The organism is Pandoraea cepalis (assembly GCF_902459625.1).
In the GTDB taxonomy this organism is placed as follows: domain Bacteria; phylum Pseudomonadota; class Gammaproteobacteria; order Burkholderiales; family Burkholderiaceae; genus Pandoraea; species Pandoraea cepalis.
In genome coordinates this window covers 88,425-104,957 of the sequence record NZ_CABPRY010000012.1, presented here as the reverse complement: position 1 = coordinate 104,957, position 16,533 = coordinate 88,425, and the positions used below count along the sequence as shown (strand labels likewise).

Here is a 16,533-nt window from a genome sequence, read left to right as displayed (position 1 = left end):
ACAATCAAGGAGCCCATCATGAGAATCGCCGTCATCGGTGGCGGGCCTGCCGGCCTGTACTTCTCGCTGTTGATGAAACAACGTCATCCGCAAGACGAGATCGTCGTGCACGAGCGCAACGCCGCCAATGCCACATATGGCTGGGGTGTTGTCTTCTCCAACATTGCACTTGCGTTCCTGAAAGAGGCGGACGAAGCATTCTTCCGCAAGTTCACGGCGCACCATACCCGCTGCGATTACATGGAGATCGTGCATCAAAGTGTGCCGGTCCGCCTGAGCAACAATCACTTTTCGCGCACGGCCCGCATCGATATGCTGCGCGTACTTCAGCAAGCCTGTGCCGAAGCAGGTGTCGATGTTCGCTATCAGAGCCACGTCACCGATCCGGCCCAACTACCGGACGCCGACGTAATAGTCGCCGCCGACGGCGTGAACAGCGAAGTGCGCACCCATCTGGCCGAACACTTCATGCCGAGCTTCGACGAGCGTCGCAACAAGTTCGCGTGGTACGGCACGGCACAACTTTTCCACCCGGTTTCGTTGATCTTCCGTCAGACGCCGCACGGCGTGTTCATGGCGCACGCGTATCAATACAGTCCCGATCGCTCAACGTTCCTCGTGGAGGTCGATCCCGAGACATGGCAGCGCTGCGGCCTCGACACCGCCGCCGAGGACGAGAGCCGCGCGTTCTGCGAGCAGATCTTTGCCGACGACCTGCAAGGTCATTCGCTGCTGACCAACCGGTCGAACTGGTTTCAGGCACGGGTGGTCAGCAATGCGCGCTGGTCGCACGGCAACGTGGTTCTGCTTGGCGACGCCCTGCGCAGTGTGCACTTCTCCCTCGGCTCGGGCACGCGCATGGCCATGCAGGATGCCATCGCCTTGTTCGAGGCGCTCTCGGCCCATCGGAACGACGTGCCGGCAGCGTTCGCTTCGTTCGAGCAAAGCCGCCGCAGTGCCTCGGACCGTTTTCAGGACGCCGCCAGACGGAGCCTCGACTGGTACGAGTCTGTCGGCCAGCGCATGCACCTCGATCCCGTGAGCTTCGCATACGACTACATGCTGCGCACGGGACGCGTCTGTCACGACGACCTTCGTGAGCGAGATCCAGCGTTCATCGCACAAGTGGAGGCCAATGCCGCCGCCCCGTTGCACGGACACGCCGCATAGCCGCCAGTATCATCCAGCGCATCCACATAAAGGGCGACATCGTATCGCCGCATCGAGACAGGAGACACTCTCATGGACAAGCACGCCCCCCGGCACACATCAATCGACGTGCGGGACTTCATCAACGCGAACCCAGTGTCGCGCTTCCAGGTCATGATCAGCGCAATGTGCTTCCTGATCGTGGCGCTGGACGGGTTCGACATCGCGATCATCGGCTTCATCGCCCCCCACATCCGCGCAGAATGGCAGTTGTCGATGGTCTCGCTCGGCCCCCTGTTCAGCGCCGGATTGCTGGGGCTGATGGTGGGTGCGTTCTGTAGTGGGCCGATGGCAGACCGTATCGGACGCCGCCGAGTCTTGATCCTGTCTGTCGCAGGGTTCGGTGCGGCAAGTGTAGGGGCTGCGTTTGCGCCGAACGTCCAATGGCTGATCGCGCTTCGCTTCCTGACCGGCCTCGGATTGGGCGGTGCCATGCCCAACGCCATCACGCTGACATCGGAATTCAGTCCCGAGCGACGTCGCGGCACTCTGCTCACGCTGATGTTTTGCGGCTTCTCCCTCGGCTCGGCGCTCGGCGGCGTAGTGACGGCCTACCTCGTGGCGGGGATCGGCTGGCGCGGCTTGCTCGCCGTTGGCGGCCTGCTGCCGCTGGCGCTCGTGCCGGTGCTGTGGTTCACGCTACCGGAGTCGGTGCGCTATTTGGCAATCCGAGGCGGCACGCAAACGCAGATCGTCTCGATTCTGGCGCGCGTCGCACCGCAACGGGTTGTTGTCGGTCAGGCGTACACCGCGGCCGACGATCGCCTCCCGTCCTCGCCCGTCGTGCAACTTTTCCATCGCGACTACCGGCGCGGTACGCTGCTGCTCTGGCTCGCATTCTTCATGAGCCTGCTGTTGCTGTACCTGCTCATCAACTGGCTGCCGATCCTGGCCGAGCGCAGCGGGCTGACGCTCAAGCAGGCGTCGATGTTTGCCGGACTGTTGCAAGGCGGCGGCGTGCTCGGTGCGCTTGTGCTGGGCGTGCTGATCGACCGGTTCCATCCTTACAAAGTGGTCGCCGCCGCCTATGTCCTGGGTGCGCTCGCGCTGGCCTCTCTGGCGATGGCCGACAATGCGATATGGCTGGCGCTGGGCATCTTCGTGACGGGATTCTGTGTGAGCGGATCGCAGGTCTGCGCGAACGTGATCGCGTCCGCCTATTACCCGACATCCAATCGCGCGACCGGCGTGGCGTGGGCGCTCGGCATCGGCCGCATCGGGGCGGTGGCAGGATCGCTCGGGGGCGCCGTGCTGCTCGCGGCGGGTTGGAGCAATGCCGGACTGTTCATGATTCTCGCGATACCGGCAGTGCTGGCCGCGCTGGGGATTCTGCTCGCGGGTGCAAAGCATACGACGGCGGTGGAACGTGAGGCCATCGCCACGCAGTCGCCTGACTCGTTTTCGAAGATTTGACGATGGCGAACCAGCCGTCGGTGGCGACGGACGCCGTTAGCTTCCTCCTGGGCAGTTTGCGAATACGGGACAACGGGCCGCGCTGAATGTCATGCTCGCGGGGCCGGATATTAGTCCGCCCGCAGGGGCCTGTACCCGCCTCCACTGCCTTTCCACGGCAGTAGTCGCCCCCTGTTAATGGTGTTCCGATGAAGCAGAAATCAGGGCTTGCGTTTGCCGCGACCACCCGCGAGTTTGCCGGTGGGTTTGCGCGAACCCGTAGCAGGTTTGCTGGCGGGCTTGGTGCGCGGCTTTTTGCTGAGCGCCTGCACCGTAACCGGCGCGGCCAACGGCACTTTGGGCTTCTTGGGCTTTTTGGGCTTCTTGATGATCTGGCCCGTCGCACTGGTTTGCGGCACACGGTGTTCGGCTTCAAAACCCGGCGCTTCTTCACGGCGCAGGGTTTGCCGGATCAGTGCTTCAATCGCGGCCAATTGCGGCGCTTCATCGGCACACACGAGGGACACCGCCACGCCGCTCGCGCCCGCGCGACCGGTACGGCCGATACGATGCACGTAGTCTTGCGCAACGATCGGCAGATCGACGTTGATCACCAGCGGCAGGTCGTCGATATCCAGCCCACGTGCCGCCACATCGGTCGCTACCAGCATTTGAACGTCGCCCGTCTTGAAGCGCTCCAGCGCACGCAAGCGCGCGGGTTGGGGTTTGTCACCGTGGATGGTGTCGACCGCATAGCCCGCTTCATCCAGCATGGCCGCCAGATAATCCACCCCATTGCGAGTTTTAACAAACACCAGCGCATGCTCCCAGTGGTTCTCCGCCACAAGATGCATGAAGAGGTCCGGCTTGTTCTTTTTATCCACCGTCACCACCCACTGCTTGATCTTGCTGGCCGTGGCGTTGGGCGGGCTGACGCTGATATTGATCGGGCCGCGCAGAACGCTCGCCGCCATGGCGCGGATGTCATCGGTAAACGTGGCGGAAAACAGCAGTGTCTGGCGCTGAGCGGGCAAGGCCGCAAAGACGGCGTTGAGTTCGCGCGCAAAGCCCAGATCCAGCATGCGATCGGCTTCATCGAGCACCAGCGTTTGTACTTGATCAAGCTGCACCGCGTTCTGGCGATTGAGATCGAGCAAACGGCCAGGCGTGGCGACGAGCACATCGACGCCTTTGCGCAATTTCATCATCTGCGGGTTGAGGCTCACACCGCCATAGGCAGCCAGAAATCGTAAGTCGAGGCCTTTGCCGTAAGCGATGAAGCTTTGCAGCAGTTGCTCAGCCAATTCACGCGTGGGCACCAGAACAAGAACACGCGCACGGTTGCTCGACACCACCGGGCCGTGTTGCACCAGTCGTTGCAACAGCGGCAGCGCAAAAGCAGCGGTTTTGCCAGTGCCGGTCTGTGCTTCAGCCATGACGTCCTTGCCACTGAGTACAGCGGGAATTGCCTTGACCTGCACCGGTGTAGGGGTCTCGTAATGGAGGCCCTGCACATTACGCAGCAGCGGATCGATCAGACCAAGCGAGGCAAAAGACATGGACGTATTCCGGGCTAAAACCGTAATTCTAGCGGTTACCGCGCGGGTTGCATCTCGCAGGTCCGTGGTCATATGGATCGGCGTCGACCATAGCGTGTCGTCGCGCGTGTGCTGTCTCATGCGACAATTCAGGGAGCGGCTGAACACCGTACCGCGCCTGAGCGCCCGCACCGCCTCGCGACACCTCAGGCTATCCAAGGCCATACATCATGAACCGATCATCATCGCGCTCACACCCCGACTGGGTGAGGCGCGCCGAGCCGACAGATGGCGTCGAGCGCATCGAAGCACGGTTTCACGGCAATGCGTATGCCATGCACCGCCACGACACTTATGCGATTGGCCGCACCCTCGCCGGTGTTCAGCGTTTCAACTATCGGCGCGACCAGCGAAACAGCCTGCCCGGCAACACGATGGTGTTGCATCCCGACGAGGCCCACGATGGCCAGGCGGGCACCGACGAAGGATTCCATTACCGGATGATCTACGTCGAGCCTGCGTTCTTTCAGGCCGTACTCGGCGGACGCGCGCTGCCGTTCATCGAAGGCGGCGTGACGACCGATCCGCGCCTTGCTGCGGCAACCACAACGTTGCTGCAGCACGTCGGCGCGACGCTCGAACCGCTCGAACAGAGCGATGCGCTCGCCGAACTGGCACACGCACTTTCCGCCGTTGCGCGCATGCCCGCGCAACGCGTGAAAGGCGACTTCCTCGCAGCGCGGCGCGCACGCGACTACCTGCACACAAACTGCCTGCGCGTCGTCACGCTGGATGAACTCGAAGTGGCGACGGGCCGTGATCGCTGGAGCCTGTCGCACGACTTTCGCGCGTTCTACGGTACGAGCCCTTATCGTTATCTGACAATGCGGCGCCTCGATATGGTGCGCCGCTTGCTGCTTGCCGGCACCTCGCTTGCTCACGCCGCTGTGGCCGCAGGTTTTGCAGACCAGAGCCACATGACGCGACATTTCGCGAAGACGTTCGGGCTCACGCCGGGGCGCTGGCTCCAGATCGCGGGTGGTGTCGTGCACGGTTGACGACATCCACGATCGTTCAATACGGCCGCAAGGAACATGCGTACCCTCGGCGCATTGACCCATGAATGGAGAGAACGATGTCCCAATCTTCGAACCACATCGCCGCGCCCGCCGAGCGCGGCCAGTGCCAGACCATCGACCTGATCGGCAAGATTGCGCAGATCGACGGTCACTGGCAACCGCGCGTCGTCGCTGAAATGAACGACTATCAGTTCAAAGTCGTAAAGGTTGAAGGCGAGTTCCTCTGGCACCGGCATGCCGATACCGACGAAACGTTTATTGTGCTCGAAGGCGAGTTGCGTATCGATTTTCGTACCGGGCCTTCGGGCGACGGTTCGATCGTGCTGCATGCCGGTCAAATGGCGGTGGTGCCCAAAGGCGTCGAGCACAAGCCCAGTGCAAATGCAGAAGTGAAACTGCTGCTGATCGAACCACGAGGTGTGGTGAACACAGGCGAGGGCGCGACGGGCGAGCGTACCGTCGAGAACGATCAATGGATTTAAAGCGGCCTCCGGCGCACTGGTCAGATCAAGAAATTTGAACTTCTGTGCATCAAGCCTGCCGGCATCGACTCAGGATTACCCGATACCGTCTGGCTTCGATCGCGCCGCCTGCCTATACTGAACGCACACTGCCGTCGATCCTGCGGCGCAGTGGTGACTACGGGGGGGGGAGAATAACGCCATGTCGCCTGAAGCCTATCTCGATATGGCCGGCACCGAAGACCATCACTGGTGGTTCCAGGGGCGCAGACGCATTCTCGGCGATGTCATCCGTCGCTTGTCGTTGCCCACGGATGCCGCAATTCTGGAAATCGGTTCCGGCACCGGCGGCAACCTCGACATGCTTGCCGCCCACGGCCGTGTTCATGCCGTCGAGATGGATACCGACGCCTGTGCCATCGCCCGCCAAAAAACCGGCGGACGTTTCGACATTCGACAAGGGCACTGCCCCGACGATATGCCTTTCGACGGCTCCCGCTACGATCTGGTCTGCCTCTTCGACTGTCTGGAACACATCGGACCCGATGTCGCTTCGCTACGCTGTGTTCGCGATCGACTCGCGCCGGGCGGCGCCGTACTGGTGTCCGTGCCGGCGAATGCGTGGATGTGGAGCCAGCACGACGTGATGCTGCACCACCATCGGCGCTATAGCCGGCAGACGTTGACGAAGACCGTCGAGTCCGCCGGGCTCGCCATCGAGCGCCTAACTTACTTCAACACGGCGCTGTTCCCCCTGGCTGTCGTCGCGCGCATGAAAGACCGACTGCTTCACGCATCGGTCGCCTCCGGCACCACCCTCCCCCCATCGTGGCTCAACACCTCGCTCTATCGGATCTTCAGCGCGGAGCGTTGGGTCCTGCCCCATGTCGACCTGCCGTTCGGCGTGTCGCTGCTGGCGGTGCTCCGCGCGAAGCCCTAGCCCATGGCCTCGCGGACGCAGGGACGTTTCGTTCGTTTCGGCGTGTCGGGCGTGGCATCCACCGGCGTGCATGTGGCTGCGGCAACGACGTTGCTGGCGACGACACCGGTCGGACCGACGTTCGCAAACGCCGCCGCGTTTTGCATCGCAACGATCTGCTCCTATTTGCTCAACACCTTGTGGAGCTTCTCATCGCGCATCGATCACGCCAACGTCGTCCGCTTCGCGTTGGTGTCACTGGTCGGGCTGAGCATGACCACGGCGATTGCGCACGCCGTGGCCGCAATGGGGGGGGCCGCATGGCTCGGCATTGCCACGGTCGTCGCGACAGTGCCGCCCGTCACGTACCTGATGCATCGCCACTGGACGTATCGCTAAACGCTCAGTGCGCGCCCCAGTGCCTCGCCGCGACCGTGTGCGACCGATGTTCACGCAAACGTGTCGTCGCTTGGCGAGCGCGCGGCAGCGCCTGCGTGGGAAGCTGACTCACCTTGCCGCTGCCCTGATACCGGTGCCGCACCAGATACACCGGCCGCCCTTTGGATTCGTCGTAAATGCGGCCCACGTATTCGCCCACGACACCGATGCCGATCAGTTGGATGCCGCCCATGAACAGGAGCACGCTCAGTAACGACGCATAGCCTGGCACATCGATACCGAGAATGAACGTGCGAAGGATGATGAACGATCCATACAAAAAGGCGACGAGGGCAATCGAAAGCCCCGCGTAGGTCCAGCTTCGCAGTGGCCAGGTGCTGAAGCTCGTGATGCCCTCAAGCGCGAAGTTCCACAAACGCCATCCGGAAAACTTTGATTGGCCCGCGCTGCGAGGCAGCCGTTCATACTCGATGACGGCAGTGCGATATCCGACCCATGCAAACAATCCCTTCATGAACCGGCGTCGCTCGGGCAAACGTTTGAGCGCGTTCACCACACGACGGTCCATCAAACGATAGTCACCCACGTTCTCCGGCAACTTCACGTCGGAAAGCCAGTTGTGGACACGGTAGTACATGCCCGCCGTGACCCGTTTGAGGTAGGGGTCGCATGCGCGGTTCGCCCGTTTGGCGAGGACCACGTCGGCGCCCTCCCGCCACAACGCCACCATCCGCACCATCAACTCCGGCGGGTCCTGCAGATCGACGTCGATCGGGATGACCGCATCGCCGGTCGCTTCGCTGATGCCCGCGGTGAGCGCGGCTTCCTTGCCGAAGTTTCTCGTCAGGTCGATGACGCGTATCCGAGCGTCGCGTCTACGATAGGCCAGGAGTCGCTCCAGCGTGTCGTCGTGGCTGCCGTCGTTGACGAAAACGATCTCGAACGTAATCGATGTCATGCGCTCCAGAATCGGCACAATGCTTCGGAAGAACGGGTCGATGGCTTCGCTCTCGTTGAAGCACGGCACGACGAGCGATATCCGCTTTTTATCCGTGGATTTGGACATGAGGGACTCCCTGTTCCGAAGAGGCGATGGGCGGCACGGCGCCGCTTGAGCCCGCGAGGACATGACGCGTCGCCATCGTGGTTTCCGGCACGACGCCAAGGAGACGACGCGCGACGAGGATGGCAAGGACAGCGACGCCAATGCCGGCAAGAATATCGACCAGATAGTGACCGCCCTCGCTGATGGCAGACACAATCACCAGCAGGTTCAAGGGCAGGAACACCCGAGCGAGCCGCCGAGATCCACGGGCTGCCTGGATGAGCAGGACCGACAGCACCGCGTGATAGGACGGTATTGAAATCAGCCCCTGAAGTTGCCCGAGATCGACGACCGCGAGTCGATGCTGTCGAAGCGCGTCGAAATGGGTCAGATCGGCGAGCTTCGCCGGGTCCCCGCCGAAATGCACGAAGGCGCCGGCCGCCGGCACAATGCCCGAGACGGCGATCGTTACCAGACAAGACAACACCATGGCCGTCGAGAACACGCGCACCTCGACCAAACGTCCGGTCAGCGACAGGAACACCACCACGAAAGCAATCTGCAGCATGCCGCTGGCATAAGCGAGCGCGAATGCCAGTGACAGCGGCCGATGGGCACGCACAAACGCATGCCAGGTCGGCCAGTCGAAATGCAGCCAGGCATCCATTCTCACGAGGGTGACATCGACAAGCGGGGCATCGGTCGCGACCACTACATAGCTGAGCAGTGCCGCGACATGACTGAAGACAATCAGGAGGATGACCTGGGAACACGCGGTGCGGATCCGTTCGTCCGGGCGATAACGCGTGTAGACAATCCACACGCCGGCAAGCGTGACGCAGGCCAGTGCCGGCATGACAAGGCTAACGGGGGCGATACCGATCCGCAGCACGGCCAATCCGATGGCGGCGGCCAAGGCAATGCCGACGTTGATCCACAGCCAGTTCATGTTGCCGCCTCGCAGATCGGTTGTGTAAGGACTGCGCGTGTTTCGAAACGGATCTTGCGATGGATGCCGACGAGGGTCGTCAATGTGACGAACGGCAGGAACTGGAAGCCGACAAAATCCACCACAACAAGGCCCAGCAAGGGCGTAAGCCAGAGCAGCACCAGCCACTCGCGTTCGCCGGCGCGCCAGCCGCGCGCCACACCATGAACACATAGCCATGCAATCACGAGCCCCAGCCACACCATGTCGTAGTCATAGAGATAGGGACTGATCAGCAGGCTGGCGGTCACGAGCGCGGCGGCGCGCAACGGATAGGCGCACGGCTTGCGCCAGGCGTTCGCGACGACCACAGCCGCCGCTAGCGCCGCCATGGCATGCAAGGCATAAGCGACTAATATCGGCGCATGCATCATGCGGGCCATGATAAAAACAGTAGGCATCCTGAACAAATGCGCTTGGCCCTCGGCAACGGTGCCCTGTGCCGCCTGCGCGCCGTGCAGGAACGCCAGCAGGGTTTCCGGACCGAACGCAACGAGACTGAGCAGCCAGGACGTCAGCGCGGTTGCGAGGCATGCCGCGAGCGCGCGCCAGGCGCGACAGCAAAGAAATGCCAGCGGAAAAAGAATCGCGAGATGTGGCTTCACGAACAGCAGGCCCGCACAGACCCCAGCCCACCCGGCGTGTCTACGCAGCAGCCAGAGCGAAAGCCCGGCGAGCCCGGCGGTGAGACAGGCGGCTTGCCCCGCGACGAGTACCAACGCAATGCCGGGGAACCCGAGGATTGGCCAAATCGCCTGCGGCCATGGCGCGATCATGCGCACGACGCGCACGAACAGCAGCAGCGCGCCAAACGCGAAGACCCCATACGCCACCCAGAATGGCAGCAACGCGAGCGGCAGCACGAACAGCAGCATCGTCGGCGGATACAACCACGGCATGATGCCGTTCAGGTCGCGCATGTACGGCTCGACCAGGATCTCAACCCGCGTCAGTTTGATCACGTCGTAGGCGTCGAGCGCGTGCCCGTTCAGCCCGAGATAGGAAGCACTCCAGAACGGCAGAAAGTCGAGGGCGAGCGGCGGCACCTCCGGTTGGTGCAGGACGGTGCGACGAACAACCCATCCGATCGCCAGGATGACATAACAAATCAGGGCAGCGAGGGGGTACAGCCGCAAGCGTCGTACATCGAGCCAGTGAGGCGGCGCATCGCCGCCGCCACGTGCGGACGTCCGGATGCCGGTCCGCATGAGCGAGCGCGCACGATGAACGTCCGTCCGGCGTCTGGCCTTCATGGTGTATCCCCGAAAGATCACATCAACGCAACGGTTGCGTGAAACCCTTGCCGCCTCAATTTTCATCTGACAGTGCGTCGTCACAGTGCATGTTGTGACGCGTGTCGTTGCTGACGGCTCGGGATATCGTGCGCTTTGTGAAAACCATTGTTTGCGGTTTCCTAACTAAATTTCAAGTCAGTGTTTCTCCTAAACAATCCGGCACTTAGGTCAAACAAAGACCCGACGTTTCAAATTTGCTTCATTTTTCCGTGACTTCTTACCTTCCACATTATTGGCGAAGAAGCGAAGCTCCTCGACATCACACGAATAGCGAATCACAGCATTTAATCAAGATTTTCGCTAAACATTCGATGTGGTGAAGATTGGCTTGCGCATTGGCTTTCGCAGATTTTTTCAGAACTATTCGCTCGGCTCATTAGCATCTTTTTTTGTTAGTGATACCCCTTATCCATGGCACGCATCGGTGAATATATTTAATTGGTTTCCCGATTCGTGATCCCCCTTACTTTTGGGATGCGAACAAAGGGTTTTCACCAGTGAAAAATTAAAAGATGACGTTTCTCCGGGTTAGCGGAAAAGGCGTGACGAGGGCAGGGTTTGCGCTTGCACGTTTCAGTTCTGAAACGTTTTTCGCGAAACATTCCTAGGCTGGCAGCCCGGCGCCAACGCGAGGTGGCCGTGAGAAGGCCGCCCGATCAGCGTTCGGGGGGAAGCTGGCCCGTCTCTTGCACAGTCCCTGGCGTGCCGCTCAATCACGGGGCGGACCGGTTGAAGATCGTAGCCGTACGCGGCAGATCTCGGCGGTCCGAGCGAGATGAGGATCTCGCAGGATGGGGCGGCGCCGGCGAATAGCCGCAGGCGAAGTCATCAAGCCATGCGGTCGCCCGATAGGGGTATAAAAAAATGTGTGGACCAGATCCATGCTTCTCAGCAGATCGCCGAGGGCGCCCGCTCGGGCACGCAAGCCCCGCGCCTTCGGCGAGCCTGCCTTGTTGCGTACGGCGGCATGCGTGCCGCGCCACGCGACCCGCCACGCTCCCAGCTCCCGTCACCCGTCAAGTCACGACGTCGTCCATCGCTCGCATGGGTCGATGCCGTGCCGACACGTACCCCCTTTCGAAGGGCGGCCGCAAAACATCGAGCCGTTCTTCCTCCCCCATCCGTCGTGCCAACGAAGGATATTTCGCCACCTCAAGTGCAAGGAGATTGTCATGAAAACCATCGTCAAGTTTGGCCAACGTTTCATCCAGGACGAAAGCGGTGTCACCGCCGTGGAGTACGGACTCATCGCCGCGTTGATCGCCGTCGTGATCCTCGCTTCGGTGACGATCGTCGGCACGCAGCTCAACTCGACGTTCAGCAAGATCGGTTCCGCGCTGACGTCGGCGAACGGTTGAGCGAACGATGCCAAAGCGGGTGGCCTCAAGGAGCGAACCCCGCTCCCCCCCGGCCACCCGCACTCTCCCCCCGCGAGTGCGAGACGCGAATTCCGAACGATAGGCGAGGTAACGATCATGCATGAAGCAACCATCATGGCACCGAACCTGAGCGCATTCGGCACGGTGACCCTGGTCGTCGCGGCCGCCGCCTGCGACTTGCAATCCCGACGCATTCCCAATCGCCTGGTCGGAAGCGCATGGCTTACCGCGCTGGCGATGCAGATTTGGGTCCACGGTTGGCTTGACGGGAGCGCCGCATGGGCGCTGGGCTGGCTGACCGGTTTGGCGATGTTCCTGCCGTTCTATCTGCTGCGCGGCATGGCCGCCGGCGATGTGAAGCTGATGATGGCCGTCGGCGCATGGATCGGCGCACATCAGGCCTTCGACGTGGCAATCGCCACCTTCATGCTCGGCGGCATCTGGAGCGTCGGTTTGTCGCTCTTGCGCGGAAACGTCGCGCAACTTTTCACCAACACGCGCGCCATCGTCCGCCAATGGGGCCCCCGCATGCATGGTGCGCCCGCCTCTGGCAGCGCTACGGCATCGGTTGGCGCCATTCCTTACGGACTGGCGATCGCGCTGGGCACGATTGGCGTCCTGTTCGCGCAGGCCTGAACTCCACGGAAACAGTCACGGGGTACGCATCATGGATCAACACAGCGTAACCGATTCGACGACGCCGCAAGGCAAAGACGGCATGTCGCCATTGAAGCCATCGCATCTTGCGAACGGCCACGAGGCAGGCGCCAACACAGCGCCAGCGCTCCGGTCGGTGGCGGACACGGGACTCGACATGTCGTTTCTCGTCGATCTCGTCAGCAAATCCTGCTTCGTCAGCGGCAAGACAACGCTGCTGGCACTGATGGACGGTCTCAAGCTACCGCTGAGCGTGCTCGACGAGCTGATCGCCTTCACCGTGCGCGAACATCTGATGGAGATCACCCACCGGGGCGCCCTGGACGCGGACGTCCATGTCCGGCTGACCGATGCGGGACATACGCGAGCGCGCGAAGCGATGAACCTGTGCAGCTATGTCGGACCGGCCCCGGTGACGCTCGACGCCTATGTAACGTCGGTCAAGGCCCACTCCGTGCGCAAGTTGCAGGTCAAGAGAACATTTGTCAAACAAGCTTTCAAGGGCACGACGCTGGATTCTCGCTTGCTCGATGAGATCGCGTCGTCGCTCAACGCCGCACGCCCTCTGATGCTGTTCGGCCCGGCAGGCAGCGGCAAGACCTACCTGGCCGAGCGCCTGGGCACGCTGCTTCAGGGCGCGGCGCCGATCCCCTTCGCCATCTCGGTGTCGGGCGAGGTCATCCAGGTGTTCGATCCGCTCGTGCACGTGCCGGTGGCCGACGCGAGTGTTGCCGGCCAGCCGCACCTGCGGGACCGCCGCTGGCTTTGGTGCGAGCGCCCGCTCGTGATTTCGGGCGGCGAGCTGACGCTCGACATGCTGGAGGTCTGCTACGACGCCTCCACCGGCTTCTATCAAGCGCCCCCGCACATGAAGGCGAATGGCGGCATCTACATCATCGACGACTTCGGCCGTCAGATGGCGCCGCCCCAGGCGCTCGCCAATCGCTGGATCGTGCCGCTGGATCGCAACATCGATGTCCACACGCTCCACACCGGACGCCGCTTCATCGTGCCATTCGACGTATGGCCGGTGTTCTCGTCGAACCTCAATCCGTGGGAGCTTTGCGACGAACCCTTCCTGCGCAGGCTGGGTTGCAAGCTATACGTGGGCGCGATGGAGCCCGACGCCTATCGCCGCATCTTCGATGCCGAATGCCGGCGCCTTGGGCTCGTCGCAGGAGACGACGCCTTCGACTACCTGACGCAAAAGCTTCATGGCATGTCCGCTACGCCGCTGATGGCCTGCTACCCGCGCGACTTGCTGCTGCAGGTCGAAGCTGAGTGTCGCTATATGGAAAGCGCGATGACGGTGACCGCGGACCTGCTCGACGATGCATGGCGCCGTTACTTCGACATGAATCACCGGGGACGTCGAAGTTGGCAGGACGATGGCATGCGCTCGCTTGGCGACGCCCCTTTCGCCACACCGTTCGATCATCACTGAGGAGCAACGATCATGAAAAACCCGAAGGCGTTATCGATGTTGCTGATCGCCATCGTGGCCGGGTTGGCCTCGGTGGTGTTTGCCGCCCAATGGCTGTCGCGTCAGTCCGCGGCTTCGGTGACCTCCGTTGCCGTGGCCGCCGGCGATGTCAGCCTCGGCCAGCCCCTCAATACCGAACTCATCAGGATGACCAACTGGCCCGCCGACAGCATCCCGCAAGGGGCGTTCCACGATCCGAAGCTGCTCGACGGCCGCGTCGCGCGCGTCGGCATGCAGCGCGGCGAGCCGATTCTCGAATCGAAGCTCGCACCGCTGGGGACCAAGGGCGGTCTGTCGGCGGTCATCGGGGAGGGCAAGCGAGCCATCACGGTGAGAGTCAACGACGTGGTCGGCGTGGCCGGCTTCGCGCTGCCCGGCAACTACGTCGACGTCATCGTCAACACCAGCGAGACCGAGCGCAAAGGGCCGACCGATCAGAGCATTTCCAAGATCGTGCTGGAGAAGATCCTGGTGCTCGCCGTGGCGCAGCAAGTCAGCCGCGACGATACCGCGCCGAAGGTGGTCAACGCCGTAACGCTCGAAGTCACGCCCGAGCAAGCCGAAAAGCTCGACCTCGCGCGAAGTGTCGGCACATTGTCGCTGGTACTGCGCAACCAGGTCGACGGCGCGGCATTGGCGACCACAGGCGCGACCAAGATGACGCTGCTGAACGAACCGGCGGCACCGCCCGTCGCCGCCCGTGAGCCCGTGCGTGCCGCGGTGATACGCAAGCCTTCGCGGCCCGCGCCGGCACGCTTGGGCGACTGCGTGGGCGTGCTGTCGGGCGCGCACGGCGGCGTGGAGTGCTTCTAATTACAACAGGCCTGTCAACGCTGTCACGAGTCACACGGCAATGCCGAACTGCGCGCCAAGGCGTGCTACCCCGGGGAACATCATGAAAAACATTCGCAAAACCTGTCAGGCACGCCCCATGGCGATCGCTGCGCTCGCTTGTTGCGCGCTCGTCGCGATGTCGCACGCCGGGGCGCAGACCGCTGCGGAGTACGGTGTCATTGCCAACGGCACTTCGTCGCCGGGCAAACGGGTCGCCGCCGGCGGGCCGGTGCAGATGACGATCAGCATGGCGCCGACTGCCCCGGTACAACCGGCCGTGAACGTGCGCGGCCCCAACTGCACGGGAAATCTGCGGAGCACACGCGACGTCACCGTACCGATCGGGAAGTCGACGATACTTCAGCTCGACGAGCCGGTGCGCAACCGCACGCTCGGCGATCCGACGGTAGTACAGGCCGCGATGGTGGCGCCCAAGACCATGTACCTGCTCGGTCTCGCGGTCGGCACGACCAACATGATCGTGCAGGGACGCAGCGGCGGCTGCGACGTGATCAATGTCGCCGTCAACAGCGATGCCGGCGGCCTGCAGTCGTCGATTTCGCAGTTGATGCCCGACGAACGGAACGTGCGCGTGACAAGCGCGGGCGGTGACCTGGTCCTGGCCGGACGCGTCTCGAGTGCGGCGTCCGCCCAGCAGGTGGTCGAGATCGCACAGGCGTATGCCAAGCGCGGCAAGACGGAAGGGCATGTCCTGAACATGATGGCGGTCGACGCGCCGCAACAGGTCATGCTGGAGGTGAAGGTCGCGGAGGTCTCCAAGACCCTCATCAACCAGATGGGGTCGGCACTGAACCTGCAGGGCGGCTTCGGAAGTTGGACCGGTGGGATCGTGAGCAGCCTGCTCTCGGGCGCGGGGACGCTCCTGTCAGCGTCCAAATCGAACCGGCTCCCGCTGAGTATGCAACTGGATGCCCAGAAGACGGACAACCTCGTGAAGATTCTCGCGGAACCGAATCTGGTGACGCTGTCTGGACAAGAAGCCAGCTTCCTGTCCGGCGGGAAGATTTTCATTCCGGTGCCACAGAGCAGTTCCAACGGCACCACCACGATCACGCTTCAGCAAGAAGAGTTCGGTGTGGCCCTGCGGTTCCTGCCGACCGTGCTTGACGGCGACCGCATCAACCTGAAGGTGGCGCCGGAAGTCTCCGAGCTGTCGCCGACGGGCGTGACGCTCACGTCCACCAATGTCAGCGGCGTGAACATCCTGCCGCTGATCACGACACGCCGCGCATCCACGACCGTGCAGATGCGCGACGGCGAGACATTCGCCATCGGCGGTCTGCTGCAAAACAACGTGAGCGGTGCGCTCAAAGCGTTCCCCGGTCTCGGCGAAGTCCCCGTGCTCGGCGCGCTGATGCGCAGCACGTCGTTCCAGAACGACCTGACCGAACTGGTGTTCATCATCACGCCGCATCTCGTGAAACCCCTGCGCACGGCGGCAACTCCGCCATTGCCGACGGACAGCTTCACCACGCCCAGCGCCATCGACGTCTACGCGACCGGCAATATGGAAGGACGTCGCAAAGTGGCGCCCGTCCAGGCCCCTGCCCCGGCGCAATCCCCGGCACAAGACACGCCCGCCGCACCGCCGCCGCAACCGGGCGTGCCGCCGTCGAGCCTGCAACCGACGCCCGTCACCCGGCCCGCCGATGGCGTCAGTCCGTCGGTGAACGCGGCGCGCGATGCTTCGTTGTCGAGTGTCCCGGCCAAGCCGGCGCCGAACACCGTGCGCAGTGACGTGAGCGTCGCGCCCGAGGCCGGCACGCCCCAACGCACCGCGTCGATCGATCCGATGCGCCAGCTTTACACCCATTGAGACCCGTGATCCTGGGGA

General features: G+C 62.7%; 15 protein-coding genes. 11 read left to right on the top strand and 4 right to left on the bottom strand.

Annotation, left to right across the window (positions count from 1 at the left end):
* The first annotated feature begins 18 nt into the window (after positions 1 to 18).
* Entirely contained in the window at positions 19 to 1,170 is a 1,152-nt protein-coding gene (locus PCE31107_RS20055; protein WP_150610417.1) for an FAD-dependent monooxygenase, read from the top strand.
* A gap of 72 nt (positions 1,171 to 1,242) precedes the next feature.
* Positions 1,243 to 2,622 (top strand): MFS transporter, encoded by a 1,380-nt coding sequence (locus tag PCE31107_RS20050; RefSeq protein WP_150610416.1) that lies wholly within the window; start codon positions 1,243 to 1,245, stop codon positions 2,620 to 2,622.
* A 200-nt stretch (positions 2,623 to 2,822) separates the two neighbouring features.
* On the opposite strand, the gene PCE31107_RS20045 is transcribed toward PCE31107_RS20050, so the two are convergent.
* Positions 2,823 to 4,160, bottom strand: a complete 1,338-nt coding sequence (locus PCE31107_RS20045) for a DEAD/DEAH box helicase (RefSeq protein WP_150610452.1) — start codon at positions 4,158 to 4,160, stop codon at positions 2,823 to 2,825.
* Between the two features lie 209 nt (positions 4,161 to 4,369).
* Here PCE31107_RS20045 and PCE31107_RS20040 point away from each other — a divergent pair, with 209 nt between their 5' ends.
* The 4 genes from PCE31107_RS20040 to PCE31107_RS20025 all read left to right on the top strand — a co-directional run bounded on the left by PCE31107_RS20040 (position 4,370) and on the right by PCE31107_RS20025 (position 6,997).
* Positions 4,370 to 5,197, top strand: a complete 828-nt coding sequence (locus tag PCE31107_RS20040) for an AraC family transcriptional regulator (RefSeq protein ID WP_150610415.1) — start codon at positions 4,370 to 4,372, stop codon at positions 5,195 to 5,197.
* A 77-nt stretch (positions 5,198 to 5,274) separates the two neighbouring features.
* Positions 5,275 to 5,700 carry a cupin domain-containing protein gene (locus tag PCE31107_RS20035; RefSeq protein WP_150610414.1) on the top strand — a complete coding sequence of 142 codons (426 nt, stop codon included), beginning with the start codon at positions 5,275 to 5,277 and terminating at the stop codon, positions 5,698 to 5,700.
* A 181-nt stretch (positions 5,701 to 5,881) separates the two neighbouring features.
* Complete coding sequence (locus PCE31107_RS20030) at positions 5,882 to 6,619, top strand: class I SAM-dependent methyltransferase (RefSeq protein ID WP_150610413.1); 738 nt, start codon at positions 5,882 to 5,884, stop codon at positions 6,617 to 6,619.
* A 3-nt stretch (positions 6,620 to 6,622) separates the two neighbouring features.
* Positions 6,623 to 6,997, top strand: a complete 375-nt coding sequence (locus PCE31107_RS20025; RefSeq protein ID WP_150610412.1) for a GtrA family protein — start codon at positions 6,623 to 6,625, stop codon at positions 6,995 to 6,997.
* 4 nt (positions 6,998 to 7,001) lie between these two features.
* Here PCE31107_RS20025 and PCE31107_RS20020 read toward each other — a convergent pair whose 3' ends face one another.
* The 3 genes from PCE31107_RS20020 to PCE31107_RS20010 are packed head-to-tail and all read right to left on the bottom strand — an operon-like array spanning position 7,002 to position 10,283.
* The gene (locus PCE31107_RS20020) at positions 7,002 to 8,063 is read right to left on the bottom strand and encodes a glycosyltransferase family 2 protein (RefSeq protein WP_130026351.1); all 1,062 of its coding nucleotides are present in this window, start codon (positions 8,061 to 8,063) and stop codon (positions 7,002 to 7,004) included.
* On the bottom strand, positions 8,044 to 8,958 hold the full coding sequence (locus PCE31107_RS20015; protein WP_174966736.1) for a phosphatase PAP2 family protein: 915 nt from the start codon (positions 8,956 to 8,958) through the stop codon (positions 8,044 to 8,046). The genes PCE31107_RS20020 and PCE31107_RS20015 overlap by 20 nt, the downstream gene beginning before the upstream one ends.
* A gap of 29 nt (positions 8,959 to 8,987) precedes the next feature.
* A complete protein-coding gene (locus PCE31107_RS20010; RefSeq protein WP_246181900.1) occupies positions 8,988 to 10,283 on the bottom strand; it encodes a glycosyltransferase family 87 protein in 1,296 nt (431 codons plus the stop codon).
* Between the two features lie 1,214 nt (positions 10,284 to 11,497).
* Here PCE31107_RS20010 and PCE31107_RS20005 point away from each other — a divergent pair.
* The 5 genes from PCE31107_RS20005 (at position 11,498) to PCE31107_RS19985 (ending at position 16,515) form a co-directional block, all read left to right on the top strand.
* Complete coding sequence (locus PCE31107_RS20005; RefSeq protein WP_130026354.1) at positions 11,498 to 11,683, top strand: Flp family type IVb pilin; 186 nt, start codon at positions 11,498 to 11,500, stop codon at positions 11,681 to 11,683.
* A gap of 117 nt (positions 11,684 to 11,800) precedes the next feature.
* Positions 11,801 to 12,340 (top strand): A24 family peptidase, encoded by a 540-nt coding sequence (locus tag PCE31107_RS20000; protein WP_150610409.1) that lies wholly within the window; start codon positions 11,801 to 11,803, stop codon positions 12,338 to 12,340.
* Positions 12,341 to 12,371: 31 nt separating this feature from the next.
* Complete coding sequence (locus PCE31107_RS19995) at positions 12,372 to 13,805, top strand: ATP-binding protein (RefSeq protein WP_150610408.1); 1,434 nt, start codon at positions 12,372 to 12,374, stop codon at positions 13,803 to 13,805.
* A 12-nt stretch (positions 13,806 to 13,817) separates the two neighbouring features.
* Complete coding sequence (cpaB, locus tag PCE31107_RS19990) at positions 13,818 to 14,657, top strand: Flp pilus assembly protein CpaB (RefSeq protein ID WP_150610407.1); 840 nt, start codon at positions 13,818 to 13,820, stop codon at positions 14,655 to 14,657.
* An 82-nt stretch (positions 14,658 to 14,739) separates the two neighbouring features.
* Positions 14,740 to 16,515, top strand: a complete 1,776-nt coding sequence (locus tag PCE31107_RS19985) for a type II and III secretion system protein family protein (RefSeq protein ID WP_150610406.1) — start codon at positions 14,740 to 14,742, stop codon at positions 16,513 to 16,515.
* Positions 16,516 to 16,533: the final 18 nt, after the last annotated feature.

Coding starts and splice junctions, on each gene's coding strand:
- PCE31107_RS20055 (WP_150610417.1), top strand. CDS start 19: ATGAGAATCGCCGTCATCGGTGGCGGGCCTGCCGGCCTGTACTTCTCG.
- PCE31107_RS20050 (WP_150610416.1), top strand. CDS start 1,243: ATGGACAAGCACGCCCCCCGGCACACATCAATCGACGTGCGGGACTTC.
- PCE31107_RS20045 (WP_150610452.1), bottom strand. CDS start 4,160: ATGTCTTTTGCCTCGCTTGGTCTGATCGATCCGCTGCTGCGTAATGTG.
- PCE31107_RS20040 (WP_150610415.1), top strand. CDS start 4,370: ATGAACCGATCATCATCGCGCTCACACCCCGACTGGGTGAGGCGCGCC.
- PCE31107_RS20035 (WP_150610414.1), top strand. CDS start 5,275: ATGTCCCAATCTTCGAACCACATCGCCGCGCCCGCCGAGCGCGGCCAG.
- PCE31107_RS20030 (WP_150610413.1), top strand. CDS start 5,882: ATGTCGCCTGAAGCCTATCTCGATATGGCCGGCACCGAAGACCATCAC.
- PCE31107_RS20025 (WP_150610412.1), top strand. CDS start 6,623: ATGGCCTCGCGGACGCAGGGACGTTTCGTTCGTTTCGGCGTGTCGGGC.
- PCE31107_RS20020 (WP_130026351.1), bottom strand. CDS start 8,063: ATGTCCAAATCCACGGATAAAAAGCGGATATCGCTCGTCGTGCCGTGC.
- PCE31107_RS20010 (WP_246181900.1), bottom strand. CDS start 10,283: ATGAAGGCCAGACGCCGGACGGACGTTCATCGTGCGCGCTCGCTCATG.
- PCE31107_RS20005 (WP_130026354.1), top strand. CDS start 11,498: ATGAAAACCATCGTCAAGTTTGGCCAACGTTTCATCCAGGACGAAAGC.
- PCE31107_RS20000 (WP_150610409.1), top strand. CDS start 11,801: ATGCATGAAGCAACCATCATGGCACCGAACCTGAGCGCATTCGGCACG.
- PCE31107_RS19995 (WP_150610408.1), top strand. CDS start 12,372: ATGGATCAACACAGCGTAACCGATTCGACGACGCCGCAAGGCAAAGAC.
- cpaB (WP_150610407.1), top strand. CDS start 13,818: ATGAAAAACCCGAAGGCGTTATCGATGTTGCTGATCGCCATCGTGGCC.
- PCE31107_RS19985 (WP_150610406.1), top strand. CDS start 14,740: ATGAAAAACATTCGCAAAACCTGTCAGGCACGCCCCATGGCGATCGCT.